We start from the raw sequence: 20,775 nt of genomic DNA, 5'->3' as shown, positions 1-20,775 counted from the left end.
GTCAGAGGCGGCCTGCATCATGAAGCCATGACCGAGATCGAGCAGTTGTTGACACGGGTTGCCGCACAGGCCCGTACCTCCCGCCCGTGGGGCTGGCCTTCGCTGCCCGGCCCCGTCGACCCGGCCGCACCCACCCGGGCGGAGGCCGCCCTGGGCTTCCCCCTGCCACCGCTGCTCGCCTCGCTCTACAGCCGCATAGCGGACGGCGGCTTCGGCCCGGAGTACGGCCTGTTGCCCCTGCTCGACAGCCCGCCCTCCGGCGAACCGGCCGCCGTCGCCCAGTACCTCGCCAACCGTGACGAGGGCCGGCGGGACCCCGACTGGCCCTGGCCCGAGGGCGTCCTGCCGATATCCCACTGGGGGTGCGGGATGTACGCGTGCGTGGACTGCGGCACTCCGGAAGCCACCGTCCTGCTCTACGAGCCGAACGCCGACGAGGCCGACCACGCCTGGTACGTGGACGCGCCCAGCCTCACCGACTGGCTGCGCGCCTGGCTCGACGGCACCGGTTGGTACGAGGAGAACGAGGAGAACGAGGAGAACAACGACGGCATGGACCTGGAACCGTGGTCCGACTTCCGGAGCCGTACGGCACCCGCGCGGACCCCCTGAAGCCGACCCCGCCACCGGGCCTCGACGGCACTCGAGGCTCGACCCCCTTGCCCCTCCACTCTCAGCGCCCCGCCAACCACCGCCGTACGCCGGAAGCCGTCGCCCTGGCCGCGAGCACCCCCGCGCGCGCCGCGCCCACGGCCACCGCGGTCGCAGGCAGGGCAACCCGACGAGCCCGTCGGCACCACCTGGTGACCGGCGCGGCCGACCTGCCGCCAGGGCCCGAGGCGGATGCGGGGCGGCGAGCCGGGCGGACGATCACGGCGTTCCGGACCCGCTGTTGCTCGCTGCAACCGGCCGGGGCGTGCGGGGCGTCTTCTGGAGCGACAAGGCACGAACACGCGCAGGACGGACGGCACGGACCCCGGGCCGTACGGCCTGCGAAGCACAGCCGGCGCGGCGGACATCACAGCGTCCGGACAGTGCGAGCACAGCGCGGGAGGGCAGGTTCACAGCATGAGCATCATCGGTTGGATCATCCTGGGACTGTTGGCCGGCGCCATCGCCAAGATCCTGCTGCCCGGGCGTGACCCGGGCGGCTTCATCGGCACGACCCTCATCGGCATCGCGGGCGCGTTCATCGGCGGCTGGGTCTCGGCCCGCTGGCTGGACCACCCCATCACCAAGGACTTCTACGACGGGGCCACGTGGGCGGCCGCGATCGGCGGCTCGCTCGTCCTCCTGGTCCTCTACCGCATCCTGTTCGGCAACTCGCGCGACTGATCGGTCCCGGGCGCGACACCGACAGACGAGAAGGGTGGGCCGCCTCGGTGCCCACCCTTCCTCGGGGTCGCGTCGTTCCCGTGTCCGCGCGAAGCGCGGACCGGCGGGACTACCGGTAGTTCACGTACTGCAGGGCGAAGTCGAAGTCGTGCCCCTTCAGGAGGGCGATCACGGCCTGCAGGTCGTCCCGGCTCTTGGAGCTGACGCGCAGCTCGTCGCCCTGCACCTGGGCCTTCACGCCCTTCGGGCCCTCGTCACGGATGATCTTCGCGACCTTCTTCGCGTTCTCCTGGGAGATGCCCTCCTCGATCGACGCGAAGATCTTGTACTCCTTGCCGGAGAGCTGGGGTTCGTCCGCCTCCAGCGCCTTCAGCGAGATGCCGCGCTTGATCAGCTTGGACTGGAAGACGTCGAGGACAGCCTTGACCCGCTCCTCGGAGTTCGCCTGCATCAGGATCTTCTCGCCGGACCAGGCGATCGAGGCGCCCACGCCCTTGAAGTCGTAACGCTGCGAGATTTCCTTGGCGGCCTGGTTGAGGGCGTTGTCGACCTCCTGCCGCTCGACCTTCGAGACGATGTCGAAACTGGAGTCGGCCATGTCCTGTGGCTCCTTGTATCGGGGGGCGTATCGGGTGCGTGTCGGCGTGCGCGGAGGCAGCCGCCGAGCCCGGTGCGAGACCGGGCCGCATCCGCACCAGCCTAGCCATCGGACGGGGGCCGGATGCCGATCAATCGGGTGGCGAAGCACCCCTCGGCATCGGGTATTGTTTACGTCGTTGCCAGGGAGCACCGCCGAACAGCGGACTCCGCACGGCAGCGAAACCCGGCGGTGTGCCCGAGCGGCCAAAGGGAGCAGACTGTAAATCTGCCGGCTCAGCCTTCCCAGGTTCGAATCCTGGCGCCGCCACGGTTGAAAAGAGACCCCCTCTGATCAGGTTACGCCTGGTCAGAGGGGGTCTCTTGGTTACTCTTCCCGCTCGATTCGTTGTGGACGGGGCGTGGACGTGTCTCACCTCGTACCGCCCCCCAGGTGTCCCTCGGAAGTGAGCATGATCACTCCGGTTCGTTCCACTCCCGAAGGGCTGCGTCGATCCCGCTGTTCGCCCATTCCCGCGTCTGGTCGAGCGCCCTGGCCCACACCTCCCCATAGGGCCACGCTCGCGCGGGAGCGCCCCGCGGCGCGTGGCTGCGGGGCGCCTTGTGGGGTTCAGTCGATCCTCTCCCCGTTGTGCGTACCGCCCTTGCAGGTGTTGTCCGCCAGATCGGCCGTTCCGCCGCCCTGCTTGCACTCGGAAGGGGTGACGTAGGATGGAGCACCTTGTGCGGTGGCGGTGGCGGCGCCTGTGAGGCCGAGTCCGGCGAGGGCTGCCGTGGCGATGACGGCCGCGAGGATTCGTCGAATGCGCATGTGGTTCCCCTTTCACGGATTGCCTCGGTTGGGGCACTAGTCAGCTTGATCTTCACTCGTGTGGGTGGCACGTGATGGTGCGCCATTCGAGTGGCAGCGCTGTGTGTCCTGCCGTAAGCCGGGCGGAGAACGCGGCGGTCCGGCGGACGGCGATCGGGAGCCGGCTGAGGCCCTCCGGCGGCGCGAAGGCCGAGGGCAGGGCCACCGGAGGGGCCGGGGTCCCTGATGGTGGCGGCCGGCCACGTCGACGCATCGCCGTACGGCCACCGGTCACGGGGGCATCGTGACCGCGGTGGGTGAGACACCCCGACCCCCTCCTGGACCCGTCGCGGTACGGCCATGCCCTGCCGATCTCGGAGGTCGCCCGAGCGGATCAGGAGCGGTGGCGGCGGAGGGGGACCTACGTAGCCTTGATCGTGTAGGGAGACGGGCCTTCCGCTCCAGGGGGCTGCTGCGCACTTCTGCCAAAAGGAGACATGCCATGACCGCTTCCGCTGGGGGCTCCCGGCGTTCGGAGGCCGATGTCACCGGCTTCACGGCCTCGCAGCCGATGGCCCAGGCGTTGCAACAGATCCTGGCGGATCTCGTCGAACTGCATCTCCAGGGGAAGCAGGCCCATTGGAACGTGGTCGGCCACAACTTCCGTGACCTGCACCTGCAACTCGACCAGATCGTCGACGACGCCCGGGAGTCGGCCGACGTCATCGCCGAACGCATGCGCGCCCTCGACCACTGGCCGGACGGCCGCTCCGACACCGTGGCGGCGAGCACCACACTCCCCGCGTTCCCGGAGGGAGAGACGAGCGTGAGCGCCGTTGTCGATCTCATGACCGCGCGGCTGCGTGCCACCGTCGACACGGTGCGCAGCTACCACGACCAGGTCGACAACGAGGATCCCTCCACCGCCGATCTGCTGCACGCGATCATCGACTCCCTGGAGAAGCACGCCTGGATGGTCAGCGCGGAGAACCGAACCATCTGACACCGTTCGGCACGGCAGATCATGTGCGCGACAGTGTTTCCGCGGGCGATCGCGACGGGGTTTCCGGGGTCGATGAAGGACACTGGCTCCATGGCCTCCCGTCGTAGAACCTGTCCGGTGTGCCGTCGTGACATCGCCGTCGTCGCGGGACGCTTCGCGCGACACGACCCGCCCGGCGCGCGCGAGAGCAGCGAACTCGTCTCGTGCGTCGGCTCGCGACTGCAGGCGCAACTGGACGCGGCCCAGCCGGCGTTGGACGGGTACGCCGTACCGGACTTCCCCGGGCAGCTGCCCCTCTTCTGATGGATGGTGCCGACCGGTGCTGCGGGTCCGACCGGTCAACAGGTCCAACGGGCCGCGGCCGGCCTCAGTTCCCCGCCACCGACTTCACCGCGACCGACACCGGCGCCGACCCGCTGATCAGCTCCAGCGTCAGACCGGCCGTCGCCGGGCTCTCCACCAGCTCCGCGAGGACGGCGGCCACGTCCGCGCGCGGGACGGAGCCGCGCCCTGTGTGTGCCTCCAGACGTACGAGGCCGGTGCCGCGCTCGTTCGTCAGCATGCCGGGGCGCAGGATCGTCCAGTCCAGGGCGTCCAGACCGGTCACGTACGCGTCGGCCGCGCCCTTGGCGCGCTGGTAGGCGTCGAAGACGTCGTCCCCCTCGTGGGCCGGGTCCGCGCCCATGGAGGAGACGACGAGGAAACGGCGCACGCCCGCCTGCACGGCCGCGTCCGCGAACAGCACGGCAGCGCCCTTGTCCACCGTCTCCTTGCGGGCCGCGCCACTGCCCGGGCCGGCGCCCGCCGCGAACACGGCGGCGTCCGCGCCCCGCAAGCGCTCCGCGACCTCTCCGGCCGAGGCCGACTCCAGGTCGAGGACGATCGGTTCGGCACCGGCCTCCCGCAGATCGCCTTCCTGTTCGGCCTTCCGGATGATCCCCGCGACCTCGTCCCCGCGCGCGGCGAGGAGGCGTTCCAGCCGCAACGCGATCTGACCATGACCACCAGCAATGACAATGCGCATGTTTCCGACCGTACGCCCGAAGAGCCGCATCCGCCGTACGCGTTCGGCCCGTTCGCCGCGAGCGCCCCGCGTGAGAGCTCGCGTCGCGCGCTCCCCTTCCCCTCGCTTTCCCCTCACTCCACCCGCTTCCCCTGATGCGCTCCTCCTGGCCCGCCCAGTGCCCGCGCTCCTCAGGAGACGTCGCCCCGCCCCTGGCGCGGCAGCCCCAGTTCCGCGGCGACCGCCGAGTTGCAGTACTCCCGTACCGCGCTGGTGCGCGCAACCACGCGCCCCCTGTGCACCACGATCCGGCTGTACGCGAGGGAGAGCGCGCCGGCCAGATGGTGACCGCGTACCGCGAGCAGTTCGGCGGGGAAGCCGGCCTCCACGCGGACCTCGGGAAGGCCGAGGGCGGCGCGGGCCGAGCCACTCACGGCGTCGTACGCCTCCTCCGGGCAGCACCCGTGGCTTGAGGCCAACAGGTAGGCGGCCTCCAGCGGGTCGCCGCGGCCGACCGGGTTGGACACGTCCCGCAGGGCGCCGCTCCCGGCCGCCACCCGTACCCCGGCGGCGCGCAGCAGCTGCACCGGGGCTGTACCCCGCCGCTCCACGGCGCCGCAGCCGCCCTGCGGCAGGCACACCACGGTCACCCCGGCCGCCGCGAGCCGGTCCGCGACGCGGGCTGCCGCCTCGGCCGGCAGCCGGGACAGACCGCCGCACGGGCCGAGGGTCACGCCGGGGCGCAGCCCGCCCGCCATTGCCGCGAGCCGGGCGAGGCGGGCCGGGTCGGATGCGTCCGTGTGCAGGTCGGCGGGGCAGCCGTGCTCGGAGGCCAGTTCCAGGACCGTCTCGACGTAGCCCGTGGGATCGGGGTCGAGGTCGGGGCAGCCGCCCACCGCGGAGGCGCCCATCTTCAGCGCGTCGCGCAGCATCGCCAGCCCGTCGGCCCCGGCCGCCCCGGTCAGCAGCCGCGGCACGGCCACCGTGGTCAGCTCCGCGAGCCCGCGCAGCGAGCGCCCCGCCTGAAGGACGGCGTCCAGCGCGCCCAGCCCCTGGACGTCGCCCACGCGCACGTGCGCGCGCAGTGCCGTCGCCCCGTGCCCGAGGTACAGCAGGGCGGCCTCCGTCGCCCGGCGCTGGACGTCCTCCGCGTCGTACGAGACGGGTGCACCGCGGTCGGCGGAGAACGCGGTGTCGGCGTGGGCGTGCGGCTCCACCGGGGCCGGAAGGAGCAGATAGCCGTTGAGGTCGACGCGGGAGCCGGAACGGACCGGTCCCGGCGCCAGGCTGCCGGCCGTGCCGACCGCCTCGATGCGCCCGCCGTCCAGCCGCACGTCCACGGTACGGCCGTCGGTGAGCCGCGCCCCGCACAGTACGAGGGTCCCGTCGGACCGGCCCGAGGAGCCCGGGGGATTCGACGAGGGCGGGGGCGGGGGCGGCTGGCTGTCGGGCATCGGGGTCCAGGGGCTCGGGGCTGCGGCTCGGGCTGCGTGGGAGGACGGAGAGGACTCATGATCACGCAGAGTGAGTCGAGCCTAGGGTGGCGAGTCGCACGCGGCGGGGAGGAGCGCAATAGTCGTACCGGTGTGGTCCGTCCGGTCCGCCACGCGCGCGTGGAGGGCCTTTGGAAGGGGCTCAGGAGGCTGCCGGGACGGGGGCCGAAGGAGCCTCGGTGGGCGGTACGAAACGGATTTGGGTGAACGGCGGCCTAGCGTGTAATGTCTTCATCGCTCGCCCCAATAGCTCAGTCGGCAGAGCGTCTCCATGGTAAGGAGAAGGTCAACGGTTCGATTCCGTTTTGGGGCTCTGGTGTGAGAGGTTCCCGTCGCGAGGCGGGGTCCGATCTCATCAAAGCGGTGTAGCTCAGTCGGTAGAGCAAGCGGCTCATAATCGCTGTGTCACCGGTTCAAGTCCGGTCACCGCTACTGACAGTAGCCGATTGCGGGGTCGGTCCTTCGATCGGCTACTCTTTCTTGCGTTGAATCAGTCCATCCGTTCGTCATAGGAGCACTCACGTGGCTGCCACCGACGTCCGCCCGAAGATCACGCTGGCCTGCGTGGAGTGCAAGGAGCGGAACTACATCACCAAGAAGAACCGGCGTAACAACCCGGACCGTCTTGAGATGAAGAAGCACTGCCCGCGTTGCAACGCGCACACCGCGCACCGCGAAACGCGCTGACCTTCAGGCTCGTACCGTGAGGCCGCCCCCGCAGTTTGGGGGCGGCCTCACGTCGTTTCCACCGGCTGGAACCCAGCTACCTTGTGGACCATCACAGCTGACATCAGGAGGTGCCGGGCCATGCCGCTCGACCAGTCCTTCGTGGGTCGGAGCTACCCGCCCACCGAGCCCTACGAGGTGGGCCGGGAGAAGATCCGCGAGTTCGCCGAGGCGGTCGGGGACACCCATCCGGCGTATCGGGACCAGGAGGCCGCCAAGGCGCTCGGCCATCCCGATGTGATCGCGCCGCCGACGTTCGTCTTCTCGATCACCTTCCGGGCCGCGGGGCAGGTCGTCGAGGACCCGCAGCTCGGCCTCGACTACACCCGAGTGGTGCACGGCGACCAGAGGTTCGTGTACACGCGCCCGGTGCGCGCGGGCGACCGGCTTCAGGTCACCTCGACCATCGAGACCATCAAGTCCTTGGCCGGGAACGACATCCTGGACATCCGGGGCGAGGTCCACGACGAGGCGGGCGAGCACGTGGTGACGGCCTGGACCAAGCTGGTGGCGCGCGCGGCCGGGGAGGGCTGAGAGATGACGGCGAAGATCGCTTACGACGACGTGGAGGTCGGCACCGAGCTGCCGGCGCAGACGTTTCCGGTGACCCGCGCGACGCTCGTGCGCTACGCGGGCGCCTCCGGGGACTTCAACCCGATCCACTGGAACGAGAAGTTCGCCAAGGAGGTGGGACTGCCGGACGTCATCGCGCACGGCATGTTCACCATGGCCGAGGCGATCCGGGTGGTCATCGACTGGACCGGGGACCCGGGCGCGGTCGTCGAGTACGGCGTCCGCTTCACCAAGCCCGTCGTCGTCCCGAACGACGACGAGGGTGCCGTGATCGAGGTCGGCGGCAAGGTCGCGGCCAAGCTCGACGACAACACGGTGCGGGTGGACCTGACGGCCACGAGCGGCGGCCAGAAGGTGCTGGGCATGTCCCGGGCGCTCGTACGGCTGGCCTGAGCCCGCACGGCCGGCGGCCCGAGCGCCGGAGCGGAGGTGAGGGGTGCCCGGCAAGAGGGGGCGCCCCTTACGCGTCCCGTCGGCGCACGGCCCGTCCGTACGCGTGCTGTTCGTACGCGTGCTGTTCGTACGCGTGCTGTTCGTGCACGCCCGGCCCGCGCGCGTCCCGTCCCCGCGGTCGCCCGGCGGCATCGCTTGACGTAGGTAGTGATTGAGCACTAACTTACTCGCATGGTCAGGATGAGCGCAGACGAGCGGCGCGAAGGTGTCATTCGCGCGGCGATCGCGGAGTTCGCGCAGGGGGGCTACTACGGCACCTCGACCGAGGCGATCGCCAAACGGGTGGGGGTCTCACAGCCGTACCTCTTCCGGCTCTTCCCGGGCAAGAAGGCCATCTTCGCCGCCGCCTCGCTGCGCTGCATCGACGACGTGTGCCGGGTGCTGGAGGAGGCGGGCGAGGGGCTCGAGGGCGAAGAAGCGGTGCACGCCATGGCCCAGGCGTATGTCCGGATGATCCAGGAGCAGCCGGAGCGGCTCCGGATGCAGATGCAGACGTTCATCGCGGTCGCCGCCGCCGAGGCGGAGGGCGACCACGAGTTCGGCGAGGCCGTGCGGGCCGGCTGGATGCGGCTGTGGGAGACCGTGCATCTGCCGCTCGGGGCCGACGAGAACGAGACGACGAGCTTCCTGGCCTACGGGATGCTCATCAACACCCTTGCGGCCATGGGCTTTCCGCCGGACCACCGGGTCTGGCAGGGGATGTACCCGTCCGCCCGGGTCAGCGGGCCGGCGGACGGGCAGGGGAGCTGAGGCGGGCCTGTGGCGCCGCCTTTTCATGAGCTCGAAAGTTAGTAATCAATGACTAATCATCGATCACGCTCTGGGGGAGCGATGTCACAGCAGACCGCGCCGACCACGGCACGCCGCGGGGGAGCCACCTGGGCCCTCGTCATCACCAGCGTCGCCGGATTCATGGCGTCCCTGGACAACCTCGTCGTCACCACCGCCCTGCCCTCCATCCGCGAGGACCTCGGCGGGGCGCTGGACGACCTGGAATGGACCGTGAGCGCCTACACGCTCACCTTCGCCGTCCTGCTGATGTTCGGCGCCGCGCTCGGCGACCGCTTCGGCCGGCGCCGCCTCTTCCTCGCCGGGCTCACGGTCTTCACCGGCGCCTCGGCCGCCGCGGCCATGGCGCCCGGCATCGACTCGCTGATCGCGGCACGCGCGGTGCAGGGCGCCGGCGCGGCCGTAATGATGCCCCTGACGCTCACCCTGCTGACGGCGGCCGTGCCCGCCGCCAAGCGCGGGACGGTGTACGGCATCTGGGGCGCCGTCAACGGTCTCGCCGTGGCCTCCGGGCCGCTCATCGGCGGCAGCCTCACCGAGCACGTCTCCTGGCACTGGATCTTCTGGCTGAACGTGCCGGTCGGCCTGGCCCTGCTGCCGCTGGCCCGGCTCCGCCTCGCCGAGTCCCACGGCACCGGCGCCCCGCTCGACATCCCCGGCACCCTGCTCGCCAGCGGCGGCCTTTTCGGCATCGTCTACGGGCTGGTCCGCGGCCCCGCCGACGGCTGGACCGACGCCGTCGTGCTCGCCGGCCTGCTCGCGGGCGGCGCGCTGCTGGTCGCCTTCGTCGTCCACGGCTCCCGCGCCCGGAACGCCATGCTGCCGATGCGGCTCTTCCGCTCCCGCGCCTTCGCCGGGATCAACGCGGCCAGCCTGCTGATGTTCCTCGGGATGTTCGGGTCGATCTTCCTGCTCAGCCAGTACATGCAGGGCGTGCTCGGCTACTCGCCGACCGAGGCAGGCCTCAGGATGCTGCCGTGGACCGGTATGCCGATGCTCGTCGCGCCGGTCGCCGGGATGCTCTCCGACCGCATCGGCGGCCGTCCGGTCGTCGCGGCCGGCCTGTTCCTCCAGGCCGTCGGGCTCGGCTACCTGGCCTCCGTGGTCACCGCCGACGTCTCGTACGCCGCCCAGCTGCCCGGCCTGATCGTCAGCGGCATCGGCATGGCCCTGTACTTCGCGCCGGCCGCCAACCTGGTCATGTCCAGCGTCCGGTCGTCCGAGCAGGGCATCGCCTCCGGCGCCAACAACGCCCTGCGCGAGGTGGGCGGCGCGCTCGGCATCGCCATCATGTCGTCGATCTTCTCGGCGCGGGGCGGCTACGAGTCCGCGCAGTCCTTCGTCGACGGCCTGCGGCCCGCCCTGGTGACGGGCGCCGCGACGGTGGCCCTCGGCGGGCTCGCCGCCCTGCTGATCCCGGCCCGCCGCATCCCCGGCCGGATCGTGACGTCGGCCGAACCGGCGCCGGCGCTGGAGGCCAGCACCCGCTGAACGCCCGTCCGGTACACGCGCGTACGGTTCCGTCCCTCCCGGCGGGGCCGTACGCGCGCGTGGCCGTGGGCCGGCCGGCGATGTCGGTGCCGTCTCGTAGTCTTGGGCGCGTGCAGGAACTCCACGACGCCCCCCTCGCCCCGCTGACCACCTTCCGGCTGGGCGGACCCGCCACCCGGCTGGTCACCGCCACCACCGACGCCGAGGTCGTCGCCGCCGTCCGCGAGGCCGACGACAGCGGCACCCCCCTGCTGCTGATCGGCGGCGGGTCGAACCTGGTCATCGGCGACAAGGGCTTCGACGGCACCGCCCTGCGCATCGCCACCCGCGGGTTCGAACGTGACGGCACGCGCCTGGAGCTGGCGGCTGGCGAGGTGTGGACCGACGCCGTCGCCCGTACCGTCGAGGCCGGGCTCGCGGGCGTCGAGTGCCTCGCCGGGATCCCGGGCTCCGCGGGCGCGACCCCGATCCAGAACGTCGGGGCGTACGGCCAGGAGGTCTCCGCCACCATCACCGAGGTGATCGCCTACGACCGGACGGCCCGGGAGACGGTCACGCTCACCAATGCCGAGTGCGCGTTCTCGTACCGGCACAGCCGCTTCAAGGCCGACCCCGAGCGGTACGTCGTGCTGCGTGTCCGCTTCGCGCTGGAGGACGCGGACGGGCTGTCGGCGCCGGTCAGATACGCCGAGGCGGCCCGGGCGCTCGGTGTGCGGCCCGGCGACCGGGTACCGCTGGCCGCGGCGCGCGAGGCCGTTCTGAAGCTGCGTGCGGGTAAGGGCATGGTTCTCGACCCCGAGGATCACGACACCTGGTCCGCGGGGTCCTTCTTCACCAACCCGATCCTCACGGACGCGGAGTTCGCGGCGTTCCACGCGCGCGTGCGGGAACGGCTCGGCGACGGTGCCGAGCCGCCCGCGTATCCCGCGGGCGACGGCCGCACCAAGACCTCCGCGGCCTGGCTGATCGACAAGGCGGGCTTCACCAAGGGGTACGGCAGCGGGCCCGCGCGCATCTCCACCAAGCACACTCTTGCCCTCACCAACCGGGGCGGGGCCACCACGGAGGATCTGCTCGCGCTGGCCCGGGAGGTCGTCGGCGGAGTCCGCGCGGCCTTCGGGATCACCCTGGTCAATGAGCCGGTGACGGTGGGTGTGAGCCTGTAGCTCCGCTGGGTGGGCCGGTTGGGTCGTCGGTTCCGTGCGGCTGGGTTCTTGGCCGGTTGCGCAGTTCCCCGCGCCCCTTTCGGGGGGTGCGCGCCGGTATTCGTCTGCGGCGCCGTTGTGGCTGGTTGCGCAGTTCCCCGCGCCCCTTTCCGGGGGTGCGCGCTGGTGTTCGTCTGCGGCATCGTTGTGGCTGGTTGCGCAGTTCCCCGCGCCCCTTTGGGGCTTGGGTAAGAAGGTTTCAGGTCGTCGGGTGGGTGAGCCAGTCGTCGATGCCTGCCAGTAGCTTCGTCCGTACGTTCGGTGGTGCGGCCGAGGCTCTGACCGACTGGCGGGCCAGCTCCGCCAGTTCCGCGTCCGTGAAGGCGTGGTGCTCGCGGGCCAGCCGGTACTGGGCGGCCAGGCGTGAGCCGAACAGCAGCGGATCGTCGGCGCCCAGCGCCATCGGCACCCCCGCCTCGAAGAGCGTGCGCAGCGGGACGTCCTCCGGCTTCTCGTACACGCCCAGCGCCACGTTCGACGCCGGGCAGACCTCGCAGGTCACCTCCCGGTCCGCGAGCCGCTTCAGCAGGCGCGGGTCCTCCGCCGCGCGCACCCCGTGGCCGACCCGGGTCGCGTTCAGGTCGTCGAGGCAGTCGCGGACCGAGGACGGGCCGGTCAGCTCCCCGCCGTGCGGGGCCGACAGCAGTCCGCCCTCGCGCGCGATGTGGAAGGCGCGGTCGAAGTCCCGTGCCATGCCCCGGCGTTCGTCGTTCGACAGGCCGAAGCCGACCACGCCACGGTCCGCGAACCGCACCGCGAGCCGGGCCAGTGTGCGGGCGTCCAGCGGGTGCCTCATGCGGTTGGCCGCCACCAGCACCCGCATGCCAAGACCGGTGTCCCGCGACGCCGTGTGCACGGCGTCCAGGATGATCTCCAGGGCCGGGATGAGGCCGCCCAGGCGCGGTGCGTACGACGTCGGGTCGACCTGGATCTCCAGCCAGCCGGAGCCGTCCTTCAGGTCCTCCTCCGCGGCCTCCCGGACCAGGCGCTGGATGTCTTCCGGGTCCCGGAGGCAGGAGCGTGCCGCGTCGTACAGCCGCTGGAAGCGGAACCAGCCCCGCTCGTCCGTGGCCCGCAGCCGCGGCGGCTCGCCGCTGGTCAGTGCGTCGGTCAGTGCCTCGGGCAGGCGCACGCCGTGCTTGTCGGCCAGTTCCAGCAGGGTGCTGGGCCGCATCGAGCCGGTGAAGTGCAGGTGGAGATGGGCCTTGGGCAGGTCAGAGACATCACGTACACGCTCCATTCCAGGATCTTGCCGCACGCGGCCCGCGTCCCGGTAGCCGTTTCCCCGTTCGTGGTCTTGCTCGCACATAGAAGCGGGCCGCCCCCCGAAGGAGACGGCCCGCCGGCCCACGCACCGTGACCGGGTTCAGTCCCTGGCCTCCGCGAGCAGCTTCTGGATCCGGCTCACGCCCTCGACCAGGTCCTCGTCACCGAGGGCGTAGGACAGCCGCAGATAGCCCGGGGTGCCGAAGGCCTCGCCCGGGACGACCGCGACCTCGGCCTCCTCCAGGATCAGCGCGGCCAGCTCCACCGAGTTCTGCGGGCGCTTGCCCCGGATCTCCTTGCCGAGCAGCGCCTTCACCGACGGGTACGCGTAGAACGCGCCCTCCGGCTCCGGGCAGACCACGCCGTCGATCTCGCTCAGCATCCGTACGATCGTCCGGCGCCGCCGGTCGAAGGCCTCGCGCATCTCCGCCACGGCCTTCAGGTCGCCGGAGACCGCGGCGAGTGCCGCCACCTGCGCGACGTTCGACACGTTCGACGTGGCGTGCGACTGGAGGTTCGTGGCGGCCTTGACGACGTCCTTGGGGCCGATGACCCAGCCCACGCGCCAGCCGGTCATCGCGTACGTCTTCGCGACGCCGTTGACGACGATGCACTTGTCGCGCAGCTCCGGCAGGATCGCGGGCAGCGAGGTGAACGTCGCGTCGCCGTACACGAGGTGCTCGTAGATCTCGTCCGTCAGCACCCACAGGCCGTGCTCGACCGCCCAGCGGCCGATCGCCTCGGCCTCCTGCTCGGTGTAGACCGCGCCGGTCGGGTTGGAGGGGGAGACGAAGAGGACGACCTTCGTCTTCTCCGTGCGCGCAGCCTCCAGCTGCTCCACGCTCACCCGGTAGCCGGTCGTCTCGTCCGCGACGACCTCCACCGGGACACCGCCGGCGAGGCGGATCGACTCCGGGTACGTCGTCCAGTACGGCGCCGGGACGATGACCTCGTCGCCCGGGTCGAGGATCGCGGCGAAGGCCTCGTAGATGGCCTGCTTGCCGCCGTTGGTGACCAGGATCTGCGCCGGGTCGACCTCGTAGTTCGAGTCGCGCAGCGTCTTCGCGGCGATCGCGGCCTTCAGCTCGGGCAGGCCGCCCGCCGGGGTGTACCGGTGGTACTTCGGGTTCTTGCAGGCCTCGATCGCGGCCTCGACGATGTAGCCGGGCGTCGGGAAGTCGGGCTCGCCGGCGCCGAAGCCGATCACCGGACGCCCGGCGGCCTTGAGGGCCTTGGCCTTGGCGTCCACGGCGAGGGTGGCGGACTCGGAGATCGCGCCGACTCGGGCGGAGACCCGGCGCTCGGTGGGAGGGGTTGCAGCGCTCATGGAGCCATCGTTTCAGACTGGAAATGTCCCCGGCACGCGGGTTTCACAGACTGAACGGCAAGGGGCCGCGCCGTGAACAAGCGTGCGGATTCGGCCTCCGGCCAGGACGATCTTGCATTACGGCGCTCGGACGGGCACTTACTGTTCGACGCCGGGCCCGGGACCACGTACACTCTCACCTCGTTGGCCTTCGGCAGCCGCCGCCGAGCCGGTGTACACCGTGCACCCGGTCGGATGCGGTACGTTGGGGGACATCAAACATCAAAGGGTCGTAGCTCAATTGGTAGAGCACTGGTCTCCAAAACCAGCGGTTGGGGGTTCAAGTCCCTCCGGCCCTGCTACACACACCGCCAGGATGTGTGCGCATGTACGTACAGCATTGCACCGCCGTGCGGCTCAGAACCGGGCGCGGCACGGCCACGACCCGGGATCAGGTGAGGACGAATGACGGACGCCGTGGGCTCCATCGACACTCCTGATGCCCAGGACGAGGTACCGGAGTCCAAGAAGAAGGGCCGCAAGGGTGGCAAGCGCGCCAAGAAGGGCCCGCTGAAGCGCCTGGCGATCTTCTACCGCCAGATTGTCGCGGAACTCCGCAAGGTCGTCTGGCCGACGCGTAACCAGCTGACGTCGTACACCACCGTGGTGATCTTCTTCGTCGCCATCATGATCGCGTTGGTGACCGTGATTGACTATGGGCTCAACCACGCGGCCAAGTACGTCTTCGGCTGAGCCAAGAGCGAAGGGCGCCGTGGTACCGGCGCCCCTTTTCGCATGTTCCACCTCTATGTATCCAGGAAGAAGCAGCCATCGTGTCTGACCCGAACCTGAACGGCGCCATTGAGCCTCGCGGGAATGCCGCCGAGGCGGTTGACGACGAGCTCGACATCGTCGAGGGCGCGGACGAGCAGGACGAGTTCGAGGCTGCCGAGGCCGAGGCGGGGGAGCCGGCCGAGGAGGCCGCCCTGCAGGTCGTGGACGAGGACGAGGTTGCCGAGGGCGAGGCCGCCGAGGAGGAGCCCGCGGAGCCCGTCGACCCCGTCGTGGCGCTCCGGGAGGAACTGCGTTCGCTGCCCGGCGAGTGGTACGTCATCCACACCTACGCCGGCTACGAGAACCGCGTGAAGACCAACCTGGAGCAGCGCGCCGTCTCGCTGAACGTCGAGGACTACATCTTCCAGGCCGAGGTGCCGCAGGAAGAGGTCGTCCAGATCAAGAACGGCGACCGCAAGACGATCAAGCAGAACAAGCTGCCGGGTTACGTCCTGGTCCGCATGGACCTGACCAACGAGTCCTGGGGCGTCGTCCGCAACACGCCGGGCGTCACCGGCTTCGTCGGCAACGCCTACGACCCTTACCCGCTGACCCTGGACGAGATCGTCAAGATGCTCGCCCCGGAGGCCGAGGAGAAGGCCGCCCGCGAGGCCGCCGAGGCCGAGGGCAAGCCCGCCCCGCAGCGCAAGGTCGAGGTCCAGGTGCTGGACTTCGAGGTCGGCGACTCGGTCACCGTCACCGACGGCCCGTTCGCCACGCTGCAGGCCACCATCAACGAGATCAACCCGGACTCGAAGAAGGTCAAGGGCCTGGTGGAGATCTTCGGCCGCGAAACGCCGGTCGAGCTGTCCTTCGACCAGATCCAGAAGAACTGACGTCCTCTCGGACGGATTGCTTCCGAGCAGGTCAGGCGATCGCCTGACCTGCTCGGTTTTTGGCCGCACGGGGATACCCGTTATCGTTGTGCGGTATGCCTCCGTCCGGATGATCCGGATCGGATGGCGGAACACTCTCACTAAGGACCCGGAGAGAGCACATGCCTCCCAAGAAGAAGAAGGTCACGGGGCTGATCAAGCTCCAGATCCAGGCCGGCGCGGCCAACCCGGCTCCGCCGGTCGGCCCCGCGCTGGGTCAGCACGGCGTCAACATCATGGAGTTCTGCAAGGCCTACAACGCCGCGACCGAGTCGCAGCGTGGCTGGGTCATCCCGGTGGAGATCACGGTCTACGAGGACCGTTCCTTCACCTTCGTGACCAAGACTCCGCCGGCCGCGAAGATGATCCTCAAGGCCGCGGGCGTCGAGAAGGGCTCCGGCGAGCCGCACAAGACCAAGGTCGCCAAGATCACCGAGGCGCAGGTCCGCGAGATCGCCCAGACCAAGCTGCCCGACCTCAACGCCAACGACCTGGACGCCGCCGCGAAGATCATCGCCGGCACCGCCCGTTCCATGGGCGTCACGGTCGAGGGCTGAGTCCCCACCTCGCAGAACCCATGCGGCGGTGTGACGTCGCACGTGGCAGGGCCTGCTCGGCCCGTACCACGACTCCTTTCAGAACACCTCAGGAGCAGTTGTGAGCAAGCGCAGCAAGGCCCTCCGCGCTGCGGACGCCAAGGTCGACCGGGAGAAGCAGTACGCCCCGCTCGAGGCCGTCCGTCTCGCCAAGGAGACCTCCACGACCAAGTTCGACGGCACCGTCGAGGTCGCCTTCCGTCTGGGTGTCGACCCGCGCAAGGCCGACCAGATGGTCCGTGGCACCGTGAACCTTCCGCACGGCACCGGTAAGACCGCCCGGGTCCTGGTCTTCGCGACCGGTGACCGTGCCGAGGCCGCGCGTGCCGCGGGCGCCGACATCGTCGGCGCCGACGAGCTGATCGACGAGGTGTCGAAGGGCCGTCTGGACTTCGACGCCGTCGTCGCCACCCCTGACCTCATGGGCAAGGTCGGCCGGCTCGGCCGTGTCCTCGGCCCGCGTGGTCTGATGCCGAACCCGAAGACCGGCACCGTCACCCCCGACGTGACCAAGGCCGTGGGCGACATCAAGGGCGGCAAGATCGAGTTCCGCGTCGACAAGCACTCGAACCTGCACTTCATCATCGGCAAGACGTCGTTCGACGACAGCAAGCTGGTGGAGAACTACGGGGCCGCGCTGGAGGAGATCCTCCGTCTGAAGCCGTCCGCCGCCAAGGGCCGCTACATCAAGAAGGCCGCCATCACCACCACGATGGGCCCCGGCATCCCGGTCGACCCGAACCGCACCCGCAACCTCCTCGTCGAGGAGGACCCGGCCGCCGTCTGAGCCTGAGCTCACCCCGGCTGCCGCGTCAGGTACGCGTCGACAAGGGCGGGCCCCGCAACCTTCCGAGGTGCGGGGCCCGTCCTTTCTTTGTGCGACTTCCCGTACGGCTGTCAGTGCGCTGCGTTAGCGTGCGCACACCGGACTCGCACAGGGGTGGGACGACATGAAGAGCACGACCCTGCGCCGCATGACGCGCTCGGCGGCGGTGGCGGCCACGCTGGTGGCGGTGGCCGCCTGCGGCTCCCCGGGCTCGTCCGGCGGCTCCTCCGGAGGTTCTTCCGGCGGCTCCGCCGGGGGCGACGAGGCGGCGGGGAAGAGTGCGACGCGCGTCAGCTCCCTCGCGGCCCTGCGCTCCGCCGAGCGGTCCACGGACCGGGCCGAGTCGGCCGAGGTCCGCTCCACGACCACCATGGGCTCCGTGCTGTCCATGACGGCGGACGGCTCCCTCGGTTGGGGTGACGGCCTCACCGGCACGCTCACCATCGGCTACACCGGCGGCACGGTGGCCGACGCGATGCGCCGGCTCGGCGTCACCTCGATGCAGACCCGCTATCTGCCCGACGCCTACTACGCCAGGATGAGCGACGCCTTCGCCGAACAGGTGGGCGGCAAGCACTGGATCAGGTACGCCCACGCCGACCTGGCCGACCTCGGCGCCGACTCCGGCGCATATCTCAGGGACCAGATGCGGAGCTCCACGCCGAACCAGTCCGTGAAGCTCCTGCTGGCCTCGGGGGATGTGCGGAAGGTCGGCGAGGAGAAGGTGTCCGGCCAGCACACCACGCACTACTCCGGGACGGTGGAGGTCGCCGACCTGGCCACCCGCAACTCCCACCTCGACGCGAGCCGGCTGGCCGAGCTGAAGAAGCAGCTCGACCAGGCCGGCATCACCACCGAGACCGTCGACATCTGGGTCAACGACCAGGATCTGCTGGTCAAGAAGGTCGAGCAGGGTGACACGGCGAACGGAACGATGACCAGCACCGCGTACTACAGCGACTACGGCGTGCGGGTCTCGGTCCAGGAGCCCCCGGCCGCCGACACCCAGGACTTCAGGGCCCTCGTCGGCCGGCAGGGCGGAAGCAGTGCCTGAGTCCTCCTGAGCCCTGTCCGGTCAAGCGTTCGCCAAGCATTCACCAAGGGGCACCGACAAACCCGGAAGACTCCGCGGTTTCGCGCCGGATACGATCTAGCCGTTTACTGTGAATCGGGCATGTGTTCCATGTGTTCCACGTGTGACGTGGGGGGAAGATGAGGTCTGCTGTGTCCATGAGGTCGTCTGTGGGGGCCACCGGTCTTGCCGTCCTGCTCCTCGCCGGGGGTGCGGTCGGCTGCGGCGCGAAGGACGGCGAGGCGAAGTCGCCCGCGCTGGAGCCGGTGGCGGCCATCGCCAAGGCCGCGCAGAACGCGGACGACATCACGTCGTTCCGCTACCGGCTGACCGGCAGTGTCCCGGGCGAGGGCCGGATCAAGGGCGAGGCGGCGATGAGCATCGAGCCGCTGGCCATGAGCATGAAGATGGCGGTCGAGGACAAGGCCACCGACGGAGAGATGGAGATCCGGCTCGTCGACAAGGCGATGTATCTCGGCGGCAACGCCGAGATGGCCAAGGAGATGGACGGCAAGAGCTGGATCAAGTTCGACATGTCCGCCCTCGGCAAGGAGGGCGGGCTCGACATGGACCAGCTCGGCGCCGGCGAGGCCGGCAAGAACCCGGCCGCCGACTCCACCTTCCTCACCGGCTCCAAGGACGTGAAGGAGGTCGGCACCGAGACCGTCGACGGCGTGGAGACCACCCACTACAAGGGCACGGTCAGCCTCGACGACCTGCGGGCCACGCTCAAGGACGAGGACAAGGAGGTCCGCGAGCGGCGCGAGGCGAGCATCGAGCAGTACGAGGAGATGGGCATCGACGCGATGACCATGGACATGTGGATCGACGGGGAGAACCACACGAAGCAGTTCCGCATGCGCGGCGACGCCAAGAAGGGTCCGCTCGACATGACGATCACCTTCCTCGACTACAACGAGCCGGTGAAGGTCACCGCTCCGCCCGCCAAGGACACCGCCGACCTGGCCGAGATGATGCAGTCGGCCGAGCAGGGCTGAGCCTGGGCCCCTACGGACGGATTTGCTTGACAGCGATCCGTTCCTCTACTCTCCTACGGAAGCCAAAGACCGCTGGTCGTTGCCGCGCGTTCGTCCGAGCGCGCGGTGGCCGAAGGATCCGCTGAAAAGTGGGCGACCCGCGCAGGTGACAGAGGAAGAACTCCCGGAGTGCGCGCGCCAGCGCGTGTACGACCGGTCGAGTCCGCCCCGTGCACCTGTGCCGGGGCGTTTCGTTTCCCCAGTCCTCCTTCGGGTCCGCGCGGTCAGAATCACCCGGAAGGAGGCCGAGGCTCTATGGCGAGGCCCGACAAGGCTGCCGCAGTGGCCGAGTTGACGGAGCAGTTCCGCAACTCCAGCGCTGCCATGCTGACCGAGTACCGCGGTCTCACCGTGGCGCAGCTCAAGACGCTGCGCCGGTCGCTCGGTGAGAACGCCCAGTACGCCGTGGTGAAGAACACGCTGACCAAGATTGCGGCCAACGAGGCCGGGATCACGACGCTGGACGACCTGTTCAACGGTCCGACGGCTGTCGCCTTCGTCACCGGTGACCCGGTGGAGTCGGCGAAGGGTCTCCGTGACTTTGCCAAGGACAACCCGAATCTCGTCATCAAGGGCGGTGTCCTTGACGGCAAGGCGCTGTCTGCCGACGAGATCAAGAAGCTTGCGGACCTCGAGTCCCGCGAGGTTCTGCTCGCCAAGCTGGCGGGCGCTCTGAAGGGCAAGCAGACCCAGGCTGCTCAGGTCTTCCAGGCGCTCCCGTCGAAGCTCGTCCGCACCGTGGACGCGCTGCGCGCCAAGCAGGCCGAGCAGGGCGGTGCCGAGTAATTCGGCTCGCGACATGACCACCGCCGCCTGCGGCGGAGGTCGTAGCGGGCCGCACGTACGCCCGCCAGACATGTACATCCGGCACCAGCCGAATTAGTGGAAGGAAAGCCATCATGGCTCTCACCCAGGACGAACTGCTCGCCGAGTTCGAGTCGATGACCCTCATCCAGCTCTCCGAGTTCGTGAAGGCGTTCGAGGAGAAGTTCGACGTCACCGCTGCCGCTGCCGCGGTCGCCGTTGCCGCCCCGGGTGCCCCGGGCGCCGCGGCCGAGGCCCCCGAGGAGAAGGACGAGTTCGACGTCGTCCTCACCGGCGCCGGCGAGAAGAAGATCCAGGTCATCAAGGTCGTGCGCGAGCTGACCTCCCTGGGCCTGAAGGAGGCCAAGGACCTGGTCGACGGTGCGCCGAAGCCGGTTCTGGAGAAGGTCAACAAGGAGGCCGCGGACAAGGCCAAGGAGTCCCTCGAGGGCGCCGGTGCCTCCGTCGAGGTCAAGTAAGGCCTTCCGGGGTTCCGCGAACCCCGTCGCACGCCCCTTGCGGCCCTGAGCGGGCTGTAACGCGAGCACACCGAGGAGCGATCATCCATCCGGGTGGTCGCTCTTCGGCTTTCCCGGAGGTCCGACCGCGGTTGCCTTGCACCCGAGCGAGCGGGGGGTATGGTGATCTTCGTCGTGTCCCTGGAAGCCCGGGTTGGACTGGGGGGCCTTGACGAACCGCAC

At 69.9% G+C, this 20,775-nt stretch carries 25 protein-coding genes and 4 tRNA genes; 23 read left to right on the top strand and 6 right to left on the bottom strand.

Features of this window, described 5'->3' with window-relative positions; all coding sequences use genetic code 11:
• Positions 1–27 precede the first annotated feature (27 nt).
• Both CTZ28_RS41220 and CTZ28_RS41215 read left to right on the top strand, forming a co-directional pair.
• Positions 28–612 (top strand): SMI1/KNR4 family protein, encoded by a 585-nt coding sequence (locus tag CTZ28_RS41220; RefSeq protein ID WP_121894884.1) that lies wholly within the window; start codon positions 28–30, stop codon positions 610–612.
• Between the two features lie 456 nt (positions 613–1,068).
• Positions 1,069–1,335 (top strand): GlsB/YeaQ/YmgE family stress response membrane protein, encoded by a 267-nt coding sequence (locus CTZ28_RS41215; RefSeq protein WP_121894883.1) that lies wholly within the window; start codon positions 1,069–1,071, stop codon positions 1,333–1,335.
• A gap of 109 nt (positions 1,336–1,444) precedes the next feature.
• On the opposite strand, the gene CTZ28_RS41210 is transcribed toward CTZ28_RS41215, so the two are convergent.
• Positions 1,445–1,933 (bottom strand): YajQ family cyclic di-GMP-binding protein, encoded by a 489-nt coding sequence (locus CTZ28_RS41210; protein WP_121894882.1) that lies wholly within the window; start codon positions 1,931–1,933, stop codon positions 1,445–1,447.
• Between the two features lie 227 nt (positions 1,934–2,160).
• Here CTZ28_RS41210 and CTZ28_RS41205 point away from each other — a divergent pair.
• Positions 2,161–2,242: transfer RNA gene (locus tag CTZ28_RS41205), tRNA-Tyr, on the top strand.
• A 300-nt stretch (positions 2,243–2,542) separates the two neighbouring features.
• Here the strand turns inward: CTZ28_RS41205 and CTZ28_RS41200 are convergent.
• Complete coding sequence (locus CTZ28_RS41200) at positions 2,543–2,743, bottom strand: hypothetical protein (protein ID WP_121894881.1); 201 nt, start codon at positions 2,741–2,743, stop codon at positions 2,543–2,545.
• 481 nt (positions 2,744–3,224) lie between these two features.
• Here CTZ28_RS41200 and CTZ28_RS41195 point away from each other — a divergent pair, with 481 nt between their 5' ends.
• Together CTZ28_RS41195 and CTZ28_RS41190 are read left to right on the top strand one after the other, a co-directional pair.
• Complete coding sequence (locus CTZ28_RS41195; RefSeq protein WP_121894880.1) at positions 3,225–3,725, top strand: Dps family protein; 501 nt, start codon at positions 3,225–3,227, stop codon at positions 3,723–3,725.
• Positions 3,726–3,815: 90 nt separating this feature from the next.
• Positions 3,816–4,028: a hypothetical protein gene (locus CTZ28_RS41190; RefSeq protein ID WP_121894904.1), complete on the top strand. Its 213-nt coding sequence runs from the start codon at positions 3,816–3,818 to the stop codon at positions 4,026–4,028.
• Positions 4,029–4,092: 64 nt separating this feature from the next.
• On the opposite strand, the gene CTZ28_RS41185 is transcribed toward CTZ28_RS41190, so the two are convergent.
• A complete protein-coding gene (locus tag CTZ28_RS41185) occupies positions 4,093–4,749 on the bottom strand; it encodes an NAD(P)H-binding protein (RefSeq protein WP_121894903.1) in 657 nt (218 codons plus the stop codon).
• Between the two features lie 170 nt (positions 4,750–4,919).
• Entirely contained in the window at positions 4,920–6,182 is a 1,263-nt protein-coding gene (locus tag CTZ28_RS41180) for an amidohydrolase family protein (RefSeq protein ID WP_121894879.1), read from the bottom strand.
• A gap of 279 nt (positions 6,183–6,461) precedes the next feature.
• Here CTZ28_RS41180 and CTZ28_RS41175 point away from each other — a divergent pair.
• The 9 genes from CTZ28_RS41175 to CTZ28_RS41140 all read left to right on the top strand — a co-directional run bounded on the left by CTZ28_RS41175 (position 6,462) and on the right by CTZ28_RS41140 (position 11,419).
• Positions 6,462–6,534 (top strand) — tRNA-Thr (locus tag CTZ28_RS41175).
• Positions 6,535–6,580: 46 nt separating this feature from the next.
• Positions 6,581–6,653 (top strand) — tRNA-Met (locus CTZ28_RS41170).
• Between the two features lie 90 nt (positions 6,654–6,743).
• Positions 6,744–6,908, top strand: a complete 165-nt coding sequence (gene rpmG, locus CTZ28_RS41165; RefSeq protein ID WP_003948671.1) for a 50S ribosomal protein L33 — start codon at positions 6,744–6,746, stop codon at positions 6,906–6,908.
• A 120-nt stretch (positions 6,909–7,028) separates the two neighbouring features.
• Positions 7,029–7,481 (top strand): MaoC family dehydratase N-terminal domain-containing protein, encoded by a 453-nt coding sequence (locus CTZ28_RS41160; protein WP_121894878.1) that lies wholly within the window; start codon positions 7,029–7,031, stop codon positions 7,479–7,481.
• 3 nt (positions 7,482–7,484) lie between these two features.
• Positions 7,485–7,913, top strand: a complete 429-nt coding sequence (locus CTZ28_RS41155; protein ID WP_121894877.1) for a MaoC family dehydratase — start codon at positions 7,485–7,487, stop codon at positions 7,911–7,913.
• A gap of 43 nt (positions 7,914–7,956) precedes the next feature.
• Positions 7,957–8,112 carry a hypothetical protein gene (locus tag CTZ28_RS47520; RefSeq protein ID WP_183154848.1) on the top strand — a complete coding sequence of 52 codons (156 nt, stop codon included), beginning with the start codon at positions 7,957–7,959 and terminating at the stop codon, positions 8,110–8,112.
• A 32-nt stretch (positions 8,113–8,144) separates the two neighbouring features.
• Entirely contained in the window at positions 8,145–8,723 is a 579-nt protein-coding gene (locus CTZ28_RS41150; RefSeq protein ID WP_121894876.1) for a TetR/AcrR family transcriptional regulator, read from the top strand.
• An 81-nt stretch (positions 8,724–8,804) separates the two neighbouring features.
• Positions 8,805–10,253, top strand: a complete 1,449-nt coding sequence (locus tag CTZ28_RS41145) for an MFS transporter (protein WP_121894875.1) — start codon at positions 8,805–8,807, stop codon at positions 10,251–10,253.
• A gap of 110 nt (positions 10,254–10,363) precedes the next feature.
• Positions 10,364–11,419: a UDP-N-acetylmuramate dehydrogenase gene (locus CTZ28_RS41140; protein WP_121894874.1), complete on the top strand. Its 1,056-nt coding sequence runs from the start codon at positions 10,364–10,366 to the stop codon at positions 11,417–11,419.
• 238 nt (positions 11,420–11,657) lie between these two features.
• On the opposite strand, the gene CTZ28_RS41135 is transcribed toward CTZ28_RS41140, so the two are convergent.
• Positions 11,658–12,698 (bottom strand): adenosine deaminase, encoded by a 1,041-nt coding sequence (locus tag CTZ28_RS41135; protein ID WP_121894873.1) that lies wholly within the window; start codon positions 12,696–12,698, stop codon positions 11,658–11,660.
• A gap of 126 nt (positions 12,699–12,824) precedes the next feature.
• Positions 12,825–14,051, bottom strand: coding sequence for a pyridoxal phosphate-dependent aminotransferase (locus CTZ28_RS41130; protein ID WP_121894872.1), 1,227 nt, complete (start codon positions 14,049–14,051; stop codon positions 12,825–12,827).
• Positions 14,052–14,316: 265 nt separating this feature from the next.
• Between CTZ28_RS41130 and CTZ28_RS41125 the strand changes: the two genes are divergently transcribed.
• The 9 genes from CTZ28_RS41125 to rplL all read left to right on the top strand — a co-directional run bounded on the left by CTZ28_RS41125 (position 14,317) and on the right by rplL (position 20,553).
• A tRNA-Trp gene (locus tag CTZ28_RS41125) sits at positions 14,317–14,389 on the top strand.
• Positions 14,390–14,495: 106 nt separating this feature from the next.
• Positions 14,496–14,783 carry a preprotein translocase subunit SecE gene (secE, locus tag CTZ28_RS41120; protein WP_121894871.1) on the top strand — a complete coding sequence of 96 codons (288 nt, stop codon included), beginning with the start codon at positions 14,496–14,498 and terminating at the stop codon, positions 14,781–14,783.
• Positions 14,784–14,863: 80 nt separating this feature from the next.
• Complete coding sequence (gene nusG / locus CTZ28_RS41115; RefSeq protein ID WP_121894870.1) at positions 14,864–15,700, top strand: transcription termination/antitermination protein NusG; 837 nt, start codon at positions 14,864–14,866, stop codon at positions 15,698–15,700.
• Positions 15,701–15,861: 161 nt separating this feature from the next.
• Complete coding sequence (rplK, locus tag CTZ28_RS41110) at positions 15,862–16,296, top strand: 50S ribosomal protein L11 (protein WP_121894869.1); 435 nt, start codon at positions 15,862–15,864, stop codon at positions 16,294–16,296.
• Positions 16,297–16,396: 100 nt separating this feature from the next.
• Positions 16,397–17,122 (top strand): 50S ribosomal protein L1, encoded by a 726-nt coding sequence (gene rplA / locus CTZ28_RS41105; RefSeq protein ID WP_121894868.1) that lies wholly within the window; start codon positions 16,397–16,399, stop codon positions 17,120–17,122.
• Between the two features lie 163 nt (positions 17,123–17,285).
• On the top strand, positions 17,286–18,215 hold the full coding sequence (locus CTZ28_RS41100) for an SCO4651 family lipoprotein (protein WP_121894867.1): 930 nt from the start codon (positions 17,286–17,288) through the stop codon (positions 18,213–18,215).
• A 176-nt stretch (positions 18,216–18,391) separates the two neighbouring features.
• The gene (locus CTZ28_RS41095; RefSeq protein ID WP_121894866.1) at positions 18,392–19,231 is read left to right on the top strand and encodes an SCO4651 family lipoprotein; all 840 of its coding nucleotides are present in this window, start codon (positions 18,392–18,394) and stop codon (positions 19,229–19,231) included.
• Positions 19,232–19,525: 294 nt separating this feature from the next.
• On the top strand, positions 19,526–20,056 hold the full coding sequence (gene rplJ / locus CTZ28_RS41090; RefSeq protein ID WP_121894865.1) for a 50S ribosomal protein L10: 531 nt from the start codon (positions 19,526–19,528) through the stop codon (positions 20,054–20,056).
• A gap of 110 nt (positions 20,057–20,166) precedes the next feature.
• On the top strand, positions 20,167–20,553 hold the full coding sequence (gene rplL, locus CTZ28_RS41085; protein ID WP_121894864.1) for a 50S ribosomal protein L7/L12: 387 nt from the start codon (positions 20,167–20,169) through the stop codon (positions 20,551–20,553).
• The last annotated feature ends 222 nt before the right edge of the window (positions 20,554–20,775 follow it).

The sequence above is a fragment of the Streptomyces shenzhenensis genome, from assembly GCF_003688995.1.
Taxonomy (GTDB): domain Bacteria; phylum Actinomycetota; class Actinomycetes; order Streptomycetales; family Streptomycetaceae; genus Streptomyces; species Streptomyces shenzhenensis_A.
This window is presented reverse-complemented; position numbering and strand designations above follow the sequence as displayed.